Below are 17,021 nucleotides of genomic sequence, written 5' to 3' on the forward strand. Positions count from 1 at the left end.
TACGTCCGACTCCCGACACTGTCGAAGGGTCGTATGCCGTCTGTGGGTGCAGCCGCTCGGCGCGGGCGACGCGGGCGCGCCCCGTCACTGCTCCGTCCCGTGCAACAGTGACGGAGCCGAGTCAGTCGACCGGGCTCTCGGTACGGTCGCCGGTCCAGTCGGTGTGGAAGGTGCCTTCGCGGTCGACGCGCGTGTACGTGTGCGCGCCGAAGTTGTCGCGCAGCGCCTGGATGAGCGACGCGGGCAGACGGTCGCGTCGCAGGGCGTCGAAGTAGGCCAGCGACGACGCGAACGCGGGCGCCGGCACGCCGCGCTCGGCAGCCACGGCCACCACCCGTCGCCATGCCGCCACGCCCTCGCGGATCGCGTCTGCGAACCACGGCGCCGTCAGCAGCGTCTCGAGCTCCGGCTCGTCCGCGTACGCCTCGCGGATGCGGTCCAGGAAGCGAGCCCTGATGATGCAGCCGCCGCGCCAGATCGTCGCCACCTCGCCGAGGTCGAGGTCCCAGCCGTGCTCCTTGGAGCCCGCGGCGAGCTGGTCGAAGCCCTGTGCGTACGCGACGATCTTCGACGCGTACAGCGCAGCACGCACGTCGTCGACGAACGCGTCGCGCTCGACCTGGCGCTGCTCCGAGGCGTCGAGGTCGGCTAGGCGGGCGAACGTCCCGCGGACCGCCTCCCTCTGGCTCGTGTGGCCCGAGAGGCTGCGCGCGAAGGTCGCCTCCGCGATACCGGTCACGGGCACGCCGAGGTCGAGGGCACTCTGCACGGTCCAGCGGCCGGTCCCCTTCTGCTCGGCGGCGTCGCCGACCACGTCCACGAACGGGCGTCCCGTCGGACCGTCGGTGTGAGCCAGCACGTCCGCGGTCATCTCGATCAGGAACGACTCGAGATCGCCGCCGTTCCACTCGCGGAACACCTCCGCGATCTCCGCCGGCTCGAGCCCGAGGACGCTGCGGAGCAGGTCGAAGGACTCGGCGATCAGCTGCATGTCGGCGTACTCGATGCCGTTGTGCACCATCTTGACGAAGTGGCCGGCGGCGTCCGGCCCGAGGTGTGCCGCACACGGCGTGCCCTCGACCTGCGCGGCGATCGTCTCGACGACGGGAGCGAGGCGCTCGTACGCGTGGTCCGAGCCACCGACCATGATCGACGGGCCGTTGAGCGCGCCCTCCTCGCCACCCGACACGCCCATGCCGACGAAGTGGATCCCGTTGTCGGCCAGCGCCTTTTCACGTCGCAGCGTCTCCGCGAAGTGCGCGTTGCCGGCATCGACGACGATGTCGCCCTCGTCGAGCAGCGGCACGAGCTCGTCGATGACGGCGTCGGTCGGCTCCCCCGCCTTGACCATGACGACGATCGCGCGCGGCTTCTCGATCGCAGCCACGAAGTCCTCGAGCGTCTCCGTCCCGACGAAGTCTCCCTCGTCGCCGAACTGCTCCAGGAGCGACGTCATCCGTGAGGTCGTGCGGTTGTGGACCGCCACCGTGTGCCCGTGCCGGGCGATGTTGCGGGCGAGGTTGCGACCCATCGTCGCGAGGCCGGTGACGCCGATCGTTGCGCGAGTGTCCATGTGGGCGACAACCCCGGCCTGAGGGAGGCGTATTCCACCACGCACCACCCGACACGCCTCGGCGATGGGGTTGGGTGGTGCCATGGAAACGGACGAGCTGCGCCGCCGCCTCCGCGTCATCGCCGCAGAGCTCGACGCACATGCGGGCGAGGTGCCGGGCGTCCGGACGGACCTCGCCGACGCGTTCACCGCGGTGGGCCAGGCACTCGCCGGGCTGGACGACGTGCTGGGCCGCGGAGCCGCCAGGACGGCTCACCTGCCTCCCGTCGAGGTCGTCGCACCTGTCCTCGGTGTCGACGCGTGCCGGGCAGGCTGGGTCGGCGCCGTGCTCGAGCCCGGAGCACCCCGCCCGCGCATCGTCGTCGCGCCCACCATCGCTGAGCTCGTGGCGATGGTGCGTGAGTCGCTCGGGCTGCGCGTCGTCGGCGTCGACATCCCGATCGGCCTCCCGGACAATACTGTTCGTCAGGCCGACCGACTGGCCCGCGCGGAGCTCAAGGGCAAGGCGTCGTCGGTCTTCTCGACGTTGACCCGCTCGGCCTACGCTGCCCCGACCCGTCTCGAGGCCGACGCCACCAACCGCGAGCTCGCGGGCCAGGGCGTCGGGGCGCACGCCTTCGCGCTGCGCGACAAGATCGTCGAGGTCGACGACTGGCTGCGGACGCGCCCCACGGTCACCGTCATCGAGGTGCATCCCGAGGTGTCCTTCGCGGCCATGACGGGCGCCCCGATCAGGTCCGGCAAGAAGACCGACGAGGGCCGCGTCCAGCGCCTCGCCGCCCTGGCGGCGGCCGGGATCGCCCGCCCGTCCGTGCTCGAGGGCCAGGGGTATGCCGTCGACGACGTGCTCGACGCCTGCGCGGTCGCGTGGACTGCCGCCCGCCGGGCCAGCGGCCTCGCGCGCCCGCTGCCCGACCCTCCCGAGGTCTTCTCCGACGGCATCCCGGCCGCAATCTGGGCCTGACCGACGTCGCGCGAGGCCCGTGTCGGACCATGTGTGCCATGCACATCACGGTTGACGACATCACGGACCCGGCCGTCATCGACCTGCTCGACGGGCACGTCTCGCAGCTGCGGTCGATCTCCCCACCCGGCAGCTCGCATGCCCTCGACCTCGACGGCCTGCGGGCACCCGGAGTGACGTTCTGGGCCGCCCGCGACGGCGACGAGGTGCTCGGCTGCGGAGCCCTCACCGAGCTCGAGCCGGGCCACGGCGAGATCAAGTCCATGCGCACCGCCCCGGCCGCCCGACGCCGCGGCGTGGCCAGGGCGGTCCTGCGCGAGATCCTCGCCGAGGCGAGGCGTCGCCGGCTGACCCGCGTCAGCCTCGAGACGGGGACGGTGGAGTTCTTCGCGCCGGCCCGGGCGCTGTACGCCGCGCACGGCTTCACCGAGTGCGGGCCCTTCGGCTCCTACCGGCTCGACCCGCACAGCACCTTCATGACGCGCGAGCTCTGACCCCGCCGTCCCCGCCGGGCGGCGGCTCAGCCGGCGGTCACGGCGTCGCGGAGCGCACCGGCGGTCGCGTCCCAGCCCGGCTGGGTCGGGTGGACGAACTCCGCGACGTCACGGCCCGGCGTACCGACCGGGACGAGCCAGGCGTTCGAGTTGTCGGCGACGACGTGCGGGTCGAGTCCGTGGACGCGCCCGCCCCACGACTGCTTGACGGTGCCGACGTAGTGGTAGCGGTCGGCGCCCGGCTCGGCGTTCAGCTGCGCGACACCGCGAGCCTGGATTGCGTCGCCGGCCCGTTGGAGGTCGTTGAGTGCTGCACCCGCGTCATAGGTCGGGGCGGCCTCGGGGATGCCGTAGCTCTCGGTGTTGACGAGGTACGGGTAGCTGAGCAGGTAGACCTCTGCGTGGCCGCCCGACCTGGCGACGACGGCCCGCAGCGCGTCCTTGGCTCGCTCCATCATCTCGGGGGCCCTCGTCTTCGCCGACTCCAGCGTCTCCCGGCAGCTTGACGGCTCGCGCAGGACCAGGCAGTTCGTGACGATCGTCGAGAAGCCGAGGTCGTTGCCGCCGACGGTCAGGAAGACGAGGTCGGTGTCGGGTGTGACCGCGTCGATCTGGGGGCGGACGACGAGCTGGCACGACACGGTGCCGCTGTAGAGCGTGCCGACACCGGCGCCGGCGACAAAGGTGTAGCCGTAGGAGAAGTCGGGCTGGGCGGGCACGCCGCAGAGCCGCTCGGTCCTGGCGCGCCGCAGCCACTCGGCCCGCTGGTCCGGGTAGGTCTTCGGGTCGATCGAGTACGTCGCCGTCCGAGTGTACGCGTCGCCCAGCTCACGGCTCTGGAGGATGTCGGCGATGACTCCGCCACTGCACGCTCGGTTGACGTAGCTCGCGCCGATCGATGCAGCGACCTGCGAGCCGTAGTTGCTGGGGGCCCGGTAGCAGGAGCGCTCCTCGTAGGTGCCCGTGCCGTTGCCGGCCGAGTACGAGTCGCCCAGCTGCACGACCTCGGCCCGGTCTGTTGGCCCGGCCGCTCGGGCGCTGGCTTCGCCGCCGGACGTCAGCACGACGCTCCCGGCCAGTGCCGCGACGAGCGCGGCGGCTATGCGGGTGGGACGTGTGGCGCGAGGTCGATGGGTCGACTGGGGCACGGCTGGACTCCTTCGTCCGGTGGCGGTCTCGCGCAGTCAACGAGTCCGCAGCCGACCGGGTCACGCACGCCGGTTGCCGTGGAGGTTGTCACAGCGGGTCGAGGTATGCCGCCGCGACAGGGCGCGACGGCATACCTCGGTTCCGTGGGGACGACGGGTCAGGGCCCCCCTGGCACCACCGCCGCCCTAGGTCTGCTCTCGGGGCAGGATCATCGCCGGGACGGGCGCGTGCCTGAGGATCTTCGATGCCGCTGAACCGAGGAACACCTGGGCCATCGGACCGGCGGCACCGGATCCGAGCAGCAGCATGTCGCGGGTCCCCCAGGGGATGTCGTCCACGGCGTCGCGCCACTCGATGCCGGCACCGATCACGACGTCGACGTCGGGGACTGCCACGCGGGCCCGCGCATCGTCGAGCCGCTTGAGCGCATCTTCCCTGACCCGACGCGACCACCTCTGGACGATCAGGTCCTCGGCACCCCGCTCGATCGACCCGCCGAACATCGCGGCCGGCCGCACCGTGAACGAGGCGATCCGCATCCGAACCGCCCACTTCTTCGCCAGCGCCGCAGCGGACTCGATCAGGTCCACGCCGTCCGCGGGGCCACCGTAGGCCGCGGTGAGCCGCTGGATCGGAGCCGGACTCCGCGGGTAGCCCCGTGGGGCGATCGCCACCGGCACGGCCGCCGTGTGCACCAACCGTTCGGTCACGCTTCCCAGGGTGACCCGACCGAGAAGCCCCGACGACGACGACCCGACCACCACCAGCTCGGCACCGTAGTCGTCCACGAGCTCTGTCAGGCCCTGGGGGATCGACGTCGACTGGTGCACGACCACCGAGACGTCCACGTCTTCGCTCAGACCACTGACCACCCGCTCGAGGGACTGCGTCGCCTGGGTCGACACATAGCGCTGGTACTCGTCCTCGAGGCGGTCGGCGCCCGGGGGCCGCGACCGCTCGACGACCACCGCCGCGATGACCTTCTCCCCGGTGGTGCGCGCCAGCTGGGCAGCCAGGTTGAGGGGTGCGCTGCCTTGTCGGCTCGAGCTGAAGCCCGCGATGATCGTCACCGCACGCGCTCCGCTGCCATCGGCGCTGCCACCACGTGGGTGACCGGGATCTCGGGATGGTCGCTGCGAGCCCGGTCGACCACGTCGAAGCGGTGCCACACCGAGTCCTCCGGCGGCAGTGTCGCGATCACGATCTGGTCGGGGTGGAAGGTGTCGACGGCATCGGCGAGGGCACGGAGCGGTCGGTGGTCGCCCAGGGCGCCGTCGGCAGCGAGGCCTTCCGAGAGCAGCGTCTCCAGCGTCTGGTCAAGGCGCGCCTTGGCGGCCTCCAGGGTGGCCTCCCACACGTCGAGGGGACCGTGCGTCGCGGCCGCACCCGTCTCGACAGGACTGGCCGGCACCACGATGTGGTAGCTGGCGGACCTGTCGGCGCTGATCTCGCGCAGCTCGTCAAGCAGCTCGGCCGAGTCGACGGTCTGGTTGGCCATCACCAGCACGCGATGCGCCTCGCCCGTCGCGACCGCTCCCTCCACCACCGGGCGGCTGGAGATGTACCACTTGTTCGCGACGTACAGCAGCACCACGACCGCCCACGACAGCAGGCTCAGGACCAGCTGCGACCGCGAGTCCTCCTGGAGTCCCATCTGCGCAAGAATCGCGCCGATCCCCACGACCGTCCCGATCGACAGGAACGGGAACAACCACATCTTCACCTTCAGGGACTCATCCCCCGAGCGGAACCGCAGCACGACCTGCGAGATGCCGATGAGGCAGTAGACGAACAGGATGATCGCGCCGCTGGAGTTCAGCAGGAACGCGAAGACGGTGTCCGGTGAGACCGCCGCGGCGATCACGCACAGAAAGCCGACGACCGACGACGCCAGGATCGCCACGGCGGGCACCCCTCGACGGGTCACGTTCACCAGCTGCAACGGCGCCTCACGGCGAGCGGCCAGCACGAACAGCATCCGCGATGCGGTGTACATCCCCGAGTTCAGACAGCTGAGCACCGCCGTCAGCACGACCGCGTTCATGATGTGGTCGGCGTAGGGAATCCCCATCTCGGTGAACGCGGCGACGAACGGCGAAGCGGCCACGGTCTTGTCGTTCCACGGCAGGATCACGGTGAGCAGGAAGACCGAGCCGATGAAGAAGATCGCAATGCGCATGATCACCGAGTTCGCGGCCTTGGCCACCGCCTTCTCGGGATCCTGCGACTCGGCGGCAGCGATGGTGGCGACCTCGGCGCCGGTCATCGAGAAGATCACTGTCACGATCGCGGCCGTGATGCCTATCGCGCCGTGGGGCAGGAACCCGCCATGAGCAGTCAGGTTGGAGAAGTCCATCGACTTGTCCGGCCAGAAGCCGAACACGTACGCCGCACCAAGACCGAGGAAGATGACGATGGCGGCGACCTTGATGCCCGCGAACCAGAACTCGAACTCACCGAACGACGACACCGAGAACAGGTTCGTCGCGGTCATCGCGCTCAGCAGGACCAGCGAGACCAGCCACAGTGGTGCGTCCGGCATCCAGTACTGGACGATCTTCGCGCCGGCTATCGCCTCGAACCCGACGATGATCACCCAGAAGTACCAGTACAGCCAGCCGACCGAGAATCCCGCCCATCCCCCGAGGGCCTTGCGCGCGTAGTCCGCGAACGACCCGGTCGAAGGGTTGGCGACGGCCATCTCGGCCAGCATCCGCATGACCATGATGACCAGGAAGCCGCACAGCGCATACGCGATGAACGACCCCGGTCCGGTGCTACCGATGACGACACCCGAGCCGACGAAGAGGCCCGCCCCGATGACACCTCCGATGGCGATCATTCTCAGCTGTCGGTCGTTGAGCCCCTTCTTGAGGGTTGGTGTTGAGCCCATGGTTGTTCCTCCATCACTCGAACACTGCAGGAGCTCGCCCGGCGCGACTTGCTCAGCGACCACCCCGGATCGGACGTTGCTCTGGGAGACGAGGTCCGGTCACGTGGGAGATCGTGGCTGCGGTGGTTTCCGCCGGCATCGAAGGCCGGGGACTGTTGGTTACGGGCAGTGCCGGTGGCGCCAGGTCATTCCGGTCCAGCTCTTGGCCCTGGCGGCCCCATCGATCCCTTTCACAGTAGTTGCGAAATGCGCATTCTTGTGCGGATAGCGCAACAGTCTCGGGGTGTCGCGAGCCTTTGTCAAGGCTTCTGAGCCGGCCGTCGCTGAGGCCGGTGACGTCACGCCACGTAAGGGGGCGTCGCTCAGAGGGCTTCGCCTTTGCGCCGGAGGTGGTCCTGCTCGGGGATGCTCGTGGTCAGTCGTGACGCGAGCAGGTAGCTCTCCCTAGCCGATTCGGTGTCTCCGGCCAGGTCGAGCAGGTGCGCGCGCACGGCGTGGAGCCGGTGGTGCCGGGCGAGCCGCTTGTCGAGCGCGAGGTCGTCGAGCACGGCGAGTCCGGCGGCCGGACCCTCGACCATCGCCAGCGCCACGGCACGGTTGAGCGACACGACCGGCCCCGGCGCAAGCTGCCCGAGCACGCCGTAGAGCGCGAGCACCTGCTTCCAGTCGGTGTCCGCCGCCGTCTGGGCCTCGTCGTGCACGGCCGCGATGGCCGCCTGGACCTGGTAGGGGCCCAGCCGAGTCCGCGTCAGGGCGTCGGTCACGAGGGCGACGCCCTCCTGGATGTATGCGGTGTCCCACAGTGAGCGGTCCTGCTCGGCGAGCGGCACGAGCTCACCGGCCGGGTTCGTCCGCGCGGGCCGGCGGGCCTCGGTGAGGAGCATGAGGGCGAGCAGCCCGGCCACCTCGCCGTCGTCGGGGAGCAGCGCGTGGACCTGCCGCGTGAGCCGGATCGCCTCTGCTGTCAGGTCGACCCGGTGCAAACGCTCCCCGCTGCTCGCCGTGTGGCCCTCGGTGAAGACGAGGTAGAGCACGTGAAGCACCTCGCTCATCCGTGCAGGCAGGTCGTCGGGTGGGGGCATCCGGAACTCCGCACCTGACTCCCGGATGCGCTGCTTCGCCCGACTGATCCGCTGGGCCATCGTCGCCTCCGGGACGAGGTGGGTGCGGGCGATCTCTGCGGTCGTGAGCCCGCCGACAGCCCTGAGGGTCAGGGCGAGTCGCGCCGGAGGGGTGAGCGACGGATGGCAGCACAGGAGGAGGAGTGTCAGGCTGTCGTCCTGCCCCGGAGCGCCCACGGCGTCCGGCGGCGGCGCCACCAGGTCGTCGGCGGGTGCACGCGTCGCGTCGGCGAGCTCGCGCCGCGCCCGCGACTCGTCGCTGCGCAGACCGTCGATGAGCCGGCGCGACGCCACCCGGATGAGCCATGCCTTCGGGTCGTCCGGCACGCCCTGCGCGGGCCACTGCGCGGCGGCCGCGAGCAGCGCCTCCTGCGCAGCCTCCTCGGCCCGGTCGAAGTCGCGGTAGCGTCGCACGAGCGCGCCGATGACCTGTGGGGTCACGCTGCGCCACAGCTCGTCAGTCACGGTGTCGCTCACGCGTCAGTCCTCCGTCCTCGTGGGTCCGACGACACGTCGAGCCGCGGCCGCGATCTCGACACCGATGTCGACCCTTCCACAGCCCCCGCCGAAAGGGACCCCGCGATACGGTCCGAGCGTGTCCACGACCCCGCTCGACGACCGGGCCGCCGAGGCCGAGCGGTCCGTGTCGGTGCTCTTCGCCGGTCGGCTCGGCCGTATGCCGTGGACGCATCTTGCGCAGGTCGTGCACCCCGCACCCGCGCCGTCTCGACCGTTCGGCTGGCTCCGCGGAGAGTGGCACTACTGGTGGCAGGCGCACCATCTCGACGCCGTGGTCGACGCCGGCCTCCGCGCGACCCGGTGCGGTGACGTGGCAGCCGCGGAACGCCATGCGCGGCAGGGAGACCGGCTGCTCCTGACGATTCGGCTGCGCAACCGGGGCCGCTGGGTCAACGACTTCTACGACGACATGGCCTGGCTGGCCCTCGCATCCGGACGCCTCGCCGCGCTGCACGACGAGCTGGGCCACACGAGGACTCGCCGCCGCCTGCGCTCCGCCACGCGCCACCTCACCGCGCAGCTCCGGTCGGCGCACACGGACGACGTCGGCGGCGGCCTCTTCTGGAGCCGCGACCGCGACTTCAAGAACAGCCCTGCGACAGGCCCGACCGCCCTGCACCTCGCCCGTGTCGGCGAGACCGACGAGGCCCGCGAGCTCGTCGACTGGGTGTACGCCCGCCTGTGGTCGGAGGACAGCGGACTCGTGCTCGACGGCATACGCCTGCGGGACGGCGCGGAGGTCCTCGTCAGCGACATCTGGTCCTACAACCAGGGCACGGTCCTCAGCGCGCTCGTCACGTTCGGCGACGACCGCAGCCTCGAGCGCGCCGCGGCGCTCATCGCGGCCGTCGACGCGCGGCTGACGGTCGAGCTCGACGGGGTGCGCGTGCTGCGGACCCACGGCGGCGGCGACGGCGGCCTCTTCACCGGCATCCTCGCGCGCTACCTCGCGCTCGCCGCCTCCAGCCGGCGCCTCGACGACGGCGCCAGCGGCACGGCCCGCCGTCTCGTGCTCGACACGGCCGACGCGCTGTGGCGAGGGCGCGGGACCTACCCGGTCGCTGGGCGAAGGGACCCCTCGGTCTTTCCGACCGAGCCCGGCGGACCCCCGCCCGCGCCGCCGTTCGAGCTGTCGCCACAGCTCCAGGCGTGGACCCTCCTGGAGGCGGCAGCCACCCTCAGGTGAGCGCCGCGGGCCCACTGCCGCCACTGGTGTTCATCCCAGCGGGGCGACCGCGACGAGGACGGCTGTCGTGAGGAGCACCGCCCCGGCCGTCGCGAGCTCGGCGCCCATGACGACGGCGAGCGTGTGCACGCCGGTGCTCGCCCGGTGGCGGGCACGAAGTCGGTGCAGCACGACCTCGTTCGCGTAGCGGCGGCCGTGGTTGCCGAGCACGAGCATCCCGGCAAAGACCGTGACCTTGAGGAGCAGGACGACACCGAACGGGGTCGAGGTCAGCGCGGCGGGACCACCCGCCTGGGCCAGGGCGTGGACGGTCCCCGTGACCGCGAGGGTGACGACGCTGACGAACGCCACCTTCGAGAACGAGGGGACCAGCTCATCGAGCTGGTCGAGTCGCTGACCCGGGATGATGACGACGGCGAGGGCGACGAGCCCGCCCAGCCACGCGGCAGCCCCGAGCAGGTGCCCGAACGTCGCGACGATCTTGAGCGCGACGAGGTGTCCCGTCATCGCGTCCGACGCGATCACCATCGTCAGGGAGAGCGCGACGACGATCGCTCCGAGCGTGACCCGGCGCCGGCGGACGGTCGGGTCGTCGACGAGCTCGGGCAGCCAGGCAGCGATGACCGCGATGACCGCGAGTCGCAGCAGGGCGGCCGCAGCGGCCTCACCTGAGAGGGACTCGATCGAGCCGCTCACGAGCACGGTGACGAGAGGGCCGATGACCGTGGCCACGGCCAGCAGGACCATCCCGTCGTCGACGAGAAGCAGCTGCCGACGGTCGAAGCGCCCCTCGGGCCAGACGAGGACCCAGAATGACAGAGTGCCCGCGAGCAGCACGAATCCGGCGTACAGCAGGACGCGGGTGGCACCCACGAGCACGTCGGCCATCGGGCCGTCCATCACGGCCTCGGCAGGTCGAGCTGGAGGACGACGAGCGCGTAACGCAGGGGCAGCGGCGTGCGTACGCTCATCGCACCCCTGACACCGTCGGAGCAGGCAACGTCGTTTCCGCTGAGCAGGGGACAGCTGAGGTTGCGCACCGCCTTGCCCCGCGTGACGAGGACGACGGGCGACGGTGGGGTCAATGAGCGGCTCACTGGGGAGAGTGCCGCCAGGGCCCGACCGCTCGCCGAGGGAACGCTGTGCACCGACGCCCCCGCCAGCACGTAGCGCAGCTCGTACGTGTGGACGGGCAGCCCGAGGACGATCGACCGCGGGGCTTCGAGGAGGCTGAAGGACAGGGCAACCGGCTGGCCACCGGCGGTCAGCCGCAGCTGCGTGACACGCGGGAAGGCTGCGCTGAACTGGTCCCCCGCGTCGCTCAGGTCGGGAGGTGCCAGCTCGATACGGCCGGTGGCGGCCCGGACCACGACCCGCTCCGAGACCTGGAGCGTGCCGGCGGTCGTGGTCGTCGCGGAGATGCGGACGCCCGGCTCCGTCAGGCCCGGTCCGGTCGCGCCGCGGGTGGCCGGGGAGGACGTCGGCGTCCCGACCGCGGGCGTCGGCAGCCGAGGGGCCGACGTCGAGGGGGCGGCTGTCGGGGTCGGCGCACTCAGCCCGGCAACGGTCACCGTCGGGGCGCTGCCCGCGGCTCGCCCGTACAGGTCCGCCGCACTCGGCAGGACGGCATAGACCCACACCGCCGCCACCACGAGCGCCAGCGGCCCGACCACGCCGATCGCCCAGCGCAGGCGCATGTCGGGATGCTTCGTCGCCAAACGTCCCCACCTCCCAGCCGGACTGCCCACCGTGTCCCCCGGAGGCCCTGTACCGACCGCGTCCCTCGGTCCGATTCTCGCCCATCGAAGCGGGCGATGGGGTGCCGCGCCAGATGTTTCGGTGGGTCGGGAAGTGGGTATGGCAAACGCGTGGGGAAGCGGCATCGGCATGGGGGGAACATGCGCCGCGCCAGCCTTTGGGCGGCGGTCCTCGGCGTCTTCGGCGTCGGGGCACTCGCGCTTGCGGCGCCGCCGGCGGGTGCTGCGAACGGCGGAGAGATCTTCGTCGTGCAAGGGCTGCCGGGACGCACGGTCGACGTCGCGCTCGACGGCGACGCCGTGGCCACCGGCCTGGCCGGTGCGACGTTGAGCCGACGCATCCCGGTCGACGCGGGTCGGCACACGCTCACCTTCACCTCAGGGGGCTCGCGACTGCTCGCACGGACGGTCGACGTCAAGGCAGGCAGCAGCACCGACGTCGCGCTGCACCTGCCGGTCGACCCGACGGGTGCCCCCGTCGTGACCGTCTTCGACAACGCCAGGGCTTCGGTCCCCGCAAGCAAGGCGTCGGTCACCGTGGCCCACCTGGCTGCCGTGCCGCCGGCGGACGTGCGGGTCGGCGGCAAGGTGCTGTTCGCCAACATCGCCAACGGTGAGGCGCTCAACCTCGTCGTCCCGGTGGGCACCTACCGCGTCGACATCGTGCCCGCGGGCGCGACGTCGCCCGTCGTGCTCGGCCCGCTCGACCTCACCGTCAAGGGTGGCTCGCTCAACCGCGTCTTCGCGGTGGGTGACCCGAGCAGCAGCACGATGCGCGTCGTCGTCCAGGTCCTCGGCATGGCCTCCACCGGCTCCGGCGCGCCAGACCTCGTCGACACGGGCACCGGCGGCCAGGCTGCCCTGCACGGCACCGGGGCGAGCTCGGCTCTGCTGCGAGTTCCCTTGCGGCGGTGAGAACCTCGCCCAGCCGCCGGCGGCGCTCTTGGATGGGCGCGCTCGGCGGTTCGCTCGTGCTCGCGCTCGTGACGGCCGCCTGCGCCAGCGAGGGGCCGGGCCAGGACTCGCGAACGACAGGTGTGCCGACACCGGTCTCGTCGAGCGAACCCCCGTCGACGGTCGAGCCGGCCCGGACCGGGCGGACCGCCGCCAGCGAACGCGTGCGCTTCCGGCCCGAGCAGGTGGTGCTGCCCGAGGGTGAGACCGCGGTGGTCGTCCGGGCCCGGACCGTCGCCGGCGAGCTCCGGGTGCCGGACGACATCCGTCGCGTGGGCTGGTGGGACGGCAGCGCGTACGCCGGTGACCCGTTCGGCGCGACCGTCATCGCCGGCCACGTCGATGCCCCCCGCCAGGGTCTCGGCTACTTCGAGCGGCTCCTGCACATCCGGCCCGGCGCGACGATCACTCTGCGCGGAGAAGGTCACCGGGCGGCATACCGGGTCGTCACGGTCGACGCCGTCTTCAAGGACGCTCTGTCGGCGTCGAGCCCGGCCTTCGACCAGCGGGTCGGGCACCGGCTCGTCCTGCTGACGTGCACGGGCACCTTCGACCTGGCGACGCGCAGCTACGACCAGAACCTCGTCGTCACGGCCACACCGCTCGGCGCCGCCCGCTGATCGCGACTTGCCCGTTGCGCTATACGTATATGGATGCGTATAGTCACAGCCATGGCTAGGATGGCGTCGTGCCCAACAAGACGATCTACGTCTCCGACGCCGACCTGCCCCTCTACCAGCGGGCCCAGGAGCTGGCCGGCGGCAACCTGTCGCAGGCCATCAGCCGGGGGCTCCGTCGCCTCGTCGAGCTCGAGGAGGGCAAGCTCGAGGGCTACGACGAGATCACGGTGCGCGTCGGCGCCGGCAAGGGCCGGCGCCAGCGCTTCCTCGGCGTCCTGCTCGTCGAGTGGGGCCGCTCGACGAAGGACCGCGTCGAACAGTTCCGCGTCTACCGCAGCCGCACCGGCAAGATCGTCCTGCACGTGGAGCGCTCACCCGAGTACATCCACATGGCGGGCCCCGACGGCAAGGCGACCGGCTGGCGCAAGCACCTCAGCCAGGACCAGACCTGGGGCCAGACCTCTGCCACGGCGACGCTCGAGGTGCTCGACTCCATCGAGGACCTGCGCGAGCGGGTCCCCCCGGAGCTGTACGACCTCGTCGCGGCCGCCGCCGAGCAGCCCGTCGTCGAAGACCTCGACATCTAGCAGCTGACTCCCGCACAGCGGGGTCAGACCACCACCGTCCCGCAGCGCGCCCACCGGGGGCGCGCCACGCGTCGATCCAGCCTGCCCGGCCGTGCCCCGCACGCCAAGAGGCCATGTCGGCGACGCCGAAAACTTCTATCCCAGAAGGGAACCCGCATGTCCAACCCACGTCCTCCCGCGATCGAGGTCAGCGGCCTGCGCAAGTCGTTCGGCGACCGTGTCGTCCTGGCCGGCATCGACCTCACGGTGCCAGCCGGCTCCGTGCTCGCCCTGCTCGGCCCCAACGGCGCCGGCAAGACGACGACCGTCAACATCCTGTCCACGCTCATGAGCGCCGACGGCGGCCGGGCGACCGTCGCCGGACACGACGTCGCCGTCGACCCGTTCGCGGTGCGCTCGTCGATTGGCGTGACCGGCCAGTTCTCCGCCGTCGACGGGCTGCTCACCGTGCGCGAGAACCTCCAGCTCATGGCCGACCTGCTCCGCCTCGCCCGCGCCACGGGGCAGTCGCGGGCCGCCGCGCTGACCGAGCGCTTCGACCTGCTCCCGTATGCCGCCAAGCCCGCGGCCACGCTCTCGGGTGGGATGCGCCGCAAGCTCGACCTCGCGATGACCCTCATGGGGCGGCCGAGCGTCGTGTTCCTCGACGAGCCGACGACGGGGCTGGACCCGCGCAGCCGACGTGACCTGTGGGACATCGTGCGGGGCCTCGTCGCCGACGGAGCGACGATCCTGCTCACGACCCAGTACCTGGAGGAGGCCGACGCCCTCGCCGACACGGTCGCAGTGCTCGACGGGGGACGCATCGTCGCCCACGGCACACCCGCGGAGCTGAAGCGCCGCGTCCCCGGTGGCGCGATCCGGCTGCACCTGCCCGACACCACCGGCCTCGACGCGGCGGTGCGCGCGTTCCCCGACGGCGTCCGCCACGACGAGACGTTGGCGTACTCGCTTCCCGCGGCGGACGGCATACCCGGGCTGCGGCGCATGCTCGACCGCCTCGCCGAGCACGACGTCCCCGCCTCCGGCCTCGAGGTCACCAGCCCCGACCTCGACGACGTCTTCCTCGCTCTCACCGAACCTGGCCGTGTGACGGCCGACGACACCCGAAAGGCTGCACGATGAGCTCGATCTCCTTGGCGCTGAAGGACTCCCGGACGATGCTGCGTCGCAACCTGCTGCGGATGCGGCGCTATCCGAGCATGACGGTGCTGCTCGTCGGCATGCCCATCCTCTTCCTGCTCCTCTTCGTCTACGTCTTCGGCGGCACGCTGGGCGCCGGGCTTCCCGGTGGCGGCGGCATCGACGCGGACGGGCGCGCTGCGTACCTCGACTACGTGACTCCGGCTATCGTCGTCATGGCGGCAGCTGCGGCCGCGCAGGGCACCGCCATCAGCGTCGCGATGGACATGACCGAGGGCATCGTCGCGCGCTTCCGCACCATGGCGATCTCGCCCGGGTCGGTGCTCGCCGGGCACGTGCTCGGCAGCGTCGTGCAGTCGCTCCTCGCGATGGGCGCGCTGCTCCTCGTCGCCGTCGGGCTCGGCTACCGACCGGCCGCGAACGCCGTGGGCTGGCTCGCGCTCGTCGGGCTGCTGACCCTGACGGCCCTGGCCCTGACCTGGCTGTCCGTCGCTCTCGGCCTCGTCAGCGACAGCGTCGAGACGGCGAGCAACCTGCCGATGTTCCTCATCTTCCTGCCCTTCCTCGGCAGCGGATTCGTGCCGACCGAGTCGATGCCGGGCCCACTCGCCTGGTTCGCGGAGCACCAGCCGTTCACGCCGATCATCGAGACGTTGCGCACGCTGCTCGCGGGCAGCCCCGTCGACGGCGGGACCGCTGCAGCCGCGGTCGCCTGGGGTGTCGGCATCACCGTGGTCGGCTACCTCTGGGCGAGGAGGCTGTACCGCCGCGAGCGCTGAACCGCCTCCTCCCCCCACCGGTCGATGTATTCGGCGGTCACCCGCGACCGCCGAATACATCGACCCACGATCGGGCTGGGAATCCGGGACCTGCCGGGTGAGACTCGAGTGTGCGCCCCGTTCGAGCCACCCTCGCCGGTCTGACCGCCACGCTGCTGGTCGGTGCCTGCACGAGCAGCGGGCCGACCGACGACACCGGAGGCGGTTCTCCGGAGCCGAGCGGGGCGGCATCCGGCCGCACGTCCAGCGAGCCGACCAGCTCGGCGGTGCCGACGACGTCGGCGACCAGCGCTGCGGCGCCCACCCCGACGGCGGGCGCGACGACGGGCGCGACGGCGAAGCCCGCGACGCCCGACCCGGCCTCGATCGCCACCCTCATCGCGACGAGGTACGAGGGCGGCAACCTCAGGCGCGGCCGCGAGCGCGGCAGCACGAACGCGTACCGGCAGTACTTCGCCACCTACGAGAGCAACGGCCTGACGATCTCGGGGCGGATCAACATCCCGCGCGGCAAGGGTCCGTTCCCAGCCGTCGTCCTCGCACACGGCTACGTCGACCCGGAGGTCTACACCAACGGCGAGACGATGCTGCGCGAGCGCGACCACCTCGCCCGGCAGGGCTACGTGACCCTGCACATCGACTACCGCAACCACGCACAGTCCGACGACGACCCCGGCACCAGCACCAACCTCCGCGTCGGCTACACGATCGACGCGATCAACGCGGGCCTCGCCCTGAAGAAGGCTCAGGTCGTCGACCCCGACCGCGTCGCGCTCATCGGTCGGTCGATGGGCGGCGGGGTCGTCTACACCGCGCTCGTCGCCCGCCCAGGCGTCTTCGACGCGGCCGTGGCCTACGCGCCCGTCAGCTCCGACACCGTCGACAACTTCAACAAGTGGATACGGCGCGACGACGAGCGCCAGTCGGCCGCCCGTCAGGTCATCGCACGTCTGGGCACGCCCGAGGCGCAGCCCGCCAGATGGGCGACGACGAGCCCGCGCACCTACTTCGACCGCGTCACCGAGCCGCTCCTCATCCACCACGGCACCGCCGACGAGTCCTGCCCGCTCTCGTGGTCGCGCGAATCGGTGGCGGCGCTGAAGGCGAAGGGCAAGGACGTCGAGCTGTTCGTCTACCCGGGCGGTCGCCACACCCTCGCATCACCCCAGTGGGACACCTCGATCCGCCGCACCGAGGCCTTCCTCGCCAAGCATCTCCGCTGACCGTCAGCCGGCTGCGAGCTGGTGGGCGAGGGCGGCGGTGCGTTCGGCACCCGCTGAGG

At 71.5% G+C, this 17,021-nt stretch carries 16 protein-coding genes; 9 read left to right on the forward strand and 7 right to left on the reverse strand.

The features are described from left to right. Positions 1-121: 121 nt before the first annotated feature. The gene (gene gndA, locus ACFQU3_RS12005; RefSeq protein WP_385910026.1) at positions 122-1,573 is read right to left on the reverse strand and encodes an NADP-dependent phosphogluconate dehydrogenase; all 1,452 of its coding nucleotides are present in this window, start codon (positions 1,571-1,573) and stop codon (positions 122-124) included. 82 nt (positions 1,574-1,655) lie between these two features. Between gndA and ACFQU3_RS12010 the strand changes: the two genes are divergently transcribed. After that, the gene (locus ACFQU3_RS12010) at positions 1,656-2,537 is read left to right on the forward strand and encodes a DUF429 domain-containing protein (RefSeq protein WP_385910028.1); all 882 of its coding nucleotides are present in this window, start codon (positions 1,656-1,658) and stop codon (positions 2,535-2,537) included. Between the two features lie 38 nt (positions 2,538-2,575). Then, on the forward strand, positions 2,576-3,031 hold the full coding sequence (locus ACFQU3_RS12015; RefSeq protein ID WP_385910030.1) for a GNAT family N-acetyltransferase: 456 nt from the start codon (positions 2,576-2,578) through the stop codon (positions 3,029-3,031). A 26-nt stretch (positions 3,032-3,057) separates the two neighbouring features. Here ACFQU3_RS12015 and ACFQU3_RS12020 read toward each other — a convergent pair whose 3' ends face one another. The 4 genes from ACFQU3_RS12020 to ACFQU3_RS12035 form a co-directional block, all read right to left on the reverse strand. Further along, positions 3,058-4,179 carry an SGNH/GDSL hydrolase family protein gene (locus tag ACFQU3_RS12020; RefSeq protein WP_385910032.1) on the reverse strand — a complete coding sequence of 374 codons (1,122 nt, stop codon included), beginning with the start codon at positions 4,177-4,179 and terminating at the stop codon, positions 3,058-3,060. A gap of 186 nt (positions 4,180-4,365) precedes the next feature. Further along, positions 4,366-5,250, reverse strand: coding sequence for a universal stress protein (locus ACFQU3_RS12025; protein ID WP_385910034.1), 885 nt, complete (start codon positions 5,248-5,250; stop codon positions 4,366-4,368). Further along, positions 5,247-7,073, reverse strand: coding sequence for an amino acid permease (locus ACFQU3_RS12030; protein WP_385910036.1), 1,827 nt, complete (start codon positions 7,071-7,073; stop codon positions 5,247-5,249). The genes ACFQU3_RS12025 and ACFQU3_RS12030 overlap by 4 nt, the downstream gene beginning before the upstream one ends. A 362-nt stretch (positions 7,074-7,435) precedes the next feature. Beyond that, positions 7,436-8,671: an RNA polymerase sigma factor gene (locus ACFQU3_RS12035; RefSeq protein WP_385910038.1), complete on the reverse strand. Its 1,236-nt coding sequence runs from the start codon at positions 8,669-8,671 to the stop codon at positions 7,436-7,438. A 118-nt stretch (positions 8,672-8,789) separates the two neighbouring features. Between ACFQU3_RS12035 and ACFQU3_RS12040 the strand changes: the two genes are divergently transcribed. Beyond that, on the forward strand, positions 8,790-9,899 hold the full coding sequence (locus ACFQU3_RS12040; protein WP_385910040.1) for a glycoside hydrolase family 76 protein: 1,110 nt from the start codon (positions 8,790-8,792) through the stop codon (positions 9,897-9,899). Between the two features lie 30 nt (positions 9,900-9,929). On the opposite strand, the gene ACFQU3_RS12045 is transcribed toward ACFQU3_RS12040, so the two are convergent. Beyond that, a complete protein-coding gene (locus ACFQU3_RS12045) occupies positions 9,930-10,787 on the reverse strand; it encodes a CopD family protein (protein ID WP_385910041.1) in 858 nt (285 codons plus the stop codon). An 11-nt stretch (positions 10,788-10,798) separates the two neighbouring features. Further along, positions 10,799-11,596 carry a hypothetical protein gene (locus ACFQU3_RS12050; RefSeq protein WP_385910043.1) on the reverse strand — a complete coding sequence of 266 codons (798 nt, stop codon included), beginning with the start codon at positions 11,594-11,596 and terminating at the stop codon, positions 10,799-10,801. A 201-nt stretch (positions 11,597-11,797) separates the two neighbouring features. On the opposite strand from ACFQU3_RS12050, the gene ACFQU3_RS12055 reads away from it, so the two are divergent. From ACFQU3_RS12055 to ACFQU3_RS12080, 6 genes are all read left to right on the forward strand, one after another. Then, a complete protein-coding gene (locus ACFQU3_RS12055; protein ID WP_385910045.1) occupies positions 11,798-12,571 on the forward strand; it encodes a DUF4397 domain-containing protein in 774 nt (257 codons plus the stop codon). After that, on the forward strand, positions 12,568-13,230 hold the full coding sequence (locus ACFQU3_RS12060) for a class F sortase (RefSeq protein ID WP_385910047.1): 663 nt from the start codon (positions 12,568-12,570) through the stop codon (positions 13,228-13,230). The genes ACFQU3_RS12055 and ACFQU3_RS12060 overlap by 4 nt, the downstream gene beginning before the upstream one ends. 68 nt (positions 13,231-13,298) lie before the next feature. After that, on the forward strand, positions 13,299-13,817 hold the full coding sequence (locus ACFQU3_RS12065; protein WP_385910049.1) for an EXLDI protein: 519 nt from the start codon (positions 13,299-13,301) through the stop codon (positions 13,815-13,817). 156 nt (positions 13,818-13,973) lie between these two features. After that, the gene (locus tag ACFQU3_RS12070) at positions 13,974-14,942 is read left to right on the forward strand and encodes an ABC transporter ATP-binding protein (RefSeq protein ID WP_385910051.1); all 969 of its coding nucleotides are present in this window, start codon (positions 13,974-13,976) and stop codon (positions 14,940-14,942) included. Then, positions 14,939-15,739: an ABC transporter permease gene (locus ACFQU3_RS12075; RefSeq protein ID WP_385910053.1), complete on the forward strand. Its 801-nt coding sequence runs from the start codon at positions 14,939-14,941 to the stop codon at positions 15,737-15,739. Before ACFQU3_RS12070 ends, ACFQU3_RS12075 begins: the two co-directional genes overlap by 4 nt. 110 nt (positions 15,740-15,849) lie before the next feature. Beyond that, on the forward strand, positions 15,850-16,962 hold the full coding sequence (locus ACFQU3_RS12080) for an alpha/beta hydrolase family protein (protein ID WP_385910055.1): 1,113 nt from the start codon (positions 15,850-15,852) through the stop codon (positions 16,960-16,962). Positions 16,963-17,021 lie beyond the last annotated feature (59 nt).

It is taken from the genome of Terrabacter sp. GCM10028922, from assembly GCF_042666095.1.
Lineage (GTDB): Bacteria > Actinomycetota > Actinomycetes > Actinomycetales > Dermatophilaceae > Terrabacter.

Coding starts and splice junctions, on each gene's coding strand:
- ACFQU3_RS12055 (WP_385910045.1), top strand. CDS start 11,798: ATGCGCCGCGCCAGCCTTTGGGCGGCGGTCCTCGGCGTCTTCGGCGTC.
- ACFQU3_RS12030 (WP_385910036.1), bottom strand. CDS start 7,073: ATGGGCTCAACACCAACCCTCAAGAAGGGGCTCAACGACCGACAGCTG.
- ACFQU3_RS12050 (WP_385910043.1), bottom strand. CDS start 11,596: ATGCGCCTGCGCTGGGCGATCGGCGTGGTCGGGCCGCTGGCGCTCGTG.
- ACFQU3_RS12045 (WP_385910041.1), bottom strand. CDS start 10,787: ATGGCCGACGTGCTCGTGGGTGCCACCCGCGTCCTGCTGTACGCCGGA.
- ACFQU3_RS12075 (WP_385910053.1), top strand. CDS start 14,939: ATGAGCTCGATCTCCTTGGCGCTGAAGGACTCCCGGACGATGCTGCGT.
- ACFQU3_RS12015 (WP_385910030.1), top strand. CDS start 2,576: ATGCACATCACGGTTGACGACATCACGGACCCGGCCGTCATCGACCTG.
- ACFQU3_RS12010 (WP_385910028.1), top strand. CDS start 1,656: ATGGAAACGGACGAGCTGCGCCGCCGCCTCCGCGTCATCGCCGCAGAG.
- gndA (WP_385910026.1), bottom strand. CDS start 1,573: ATGGACACTCGCGCAACGATCGGCGTCACCGGCCTCGCGACGATGGGT.
- ACFQU3_RS12070 (WP_385910051.1), top strand. CDS start 13,974: ATGTCCAACCCACGTCCTCCCGCGATCGAGGTCAGCGGCCTGCGCAAG.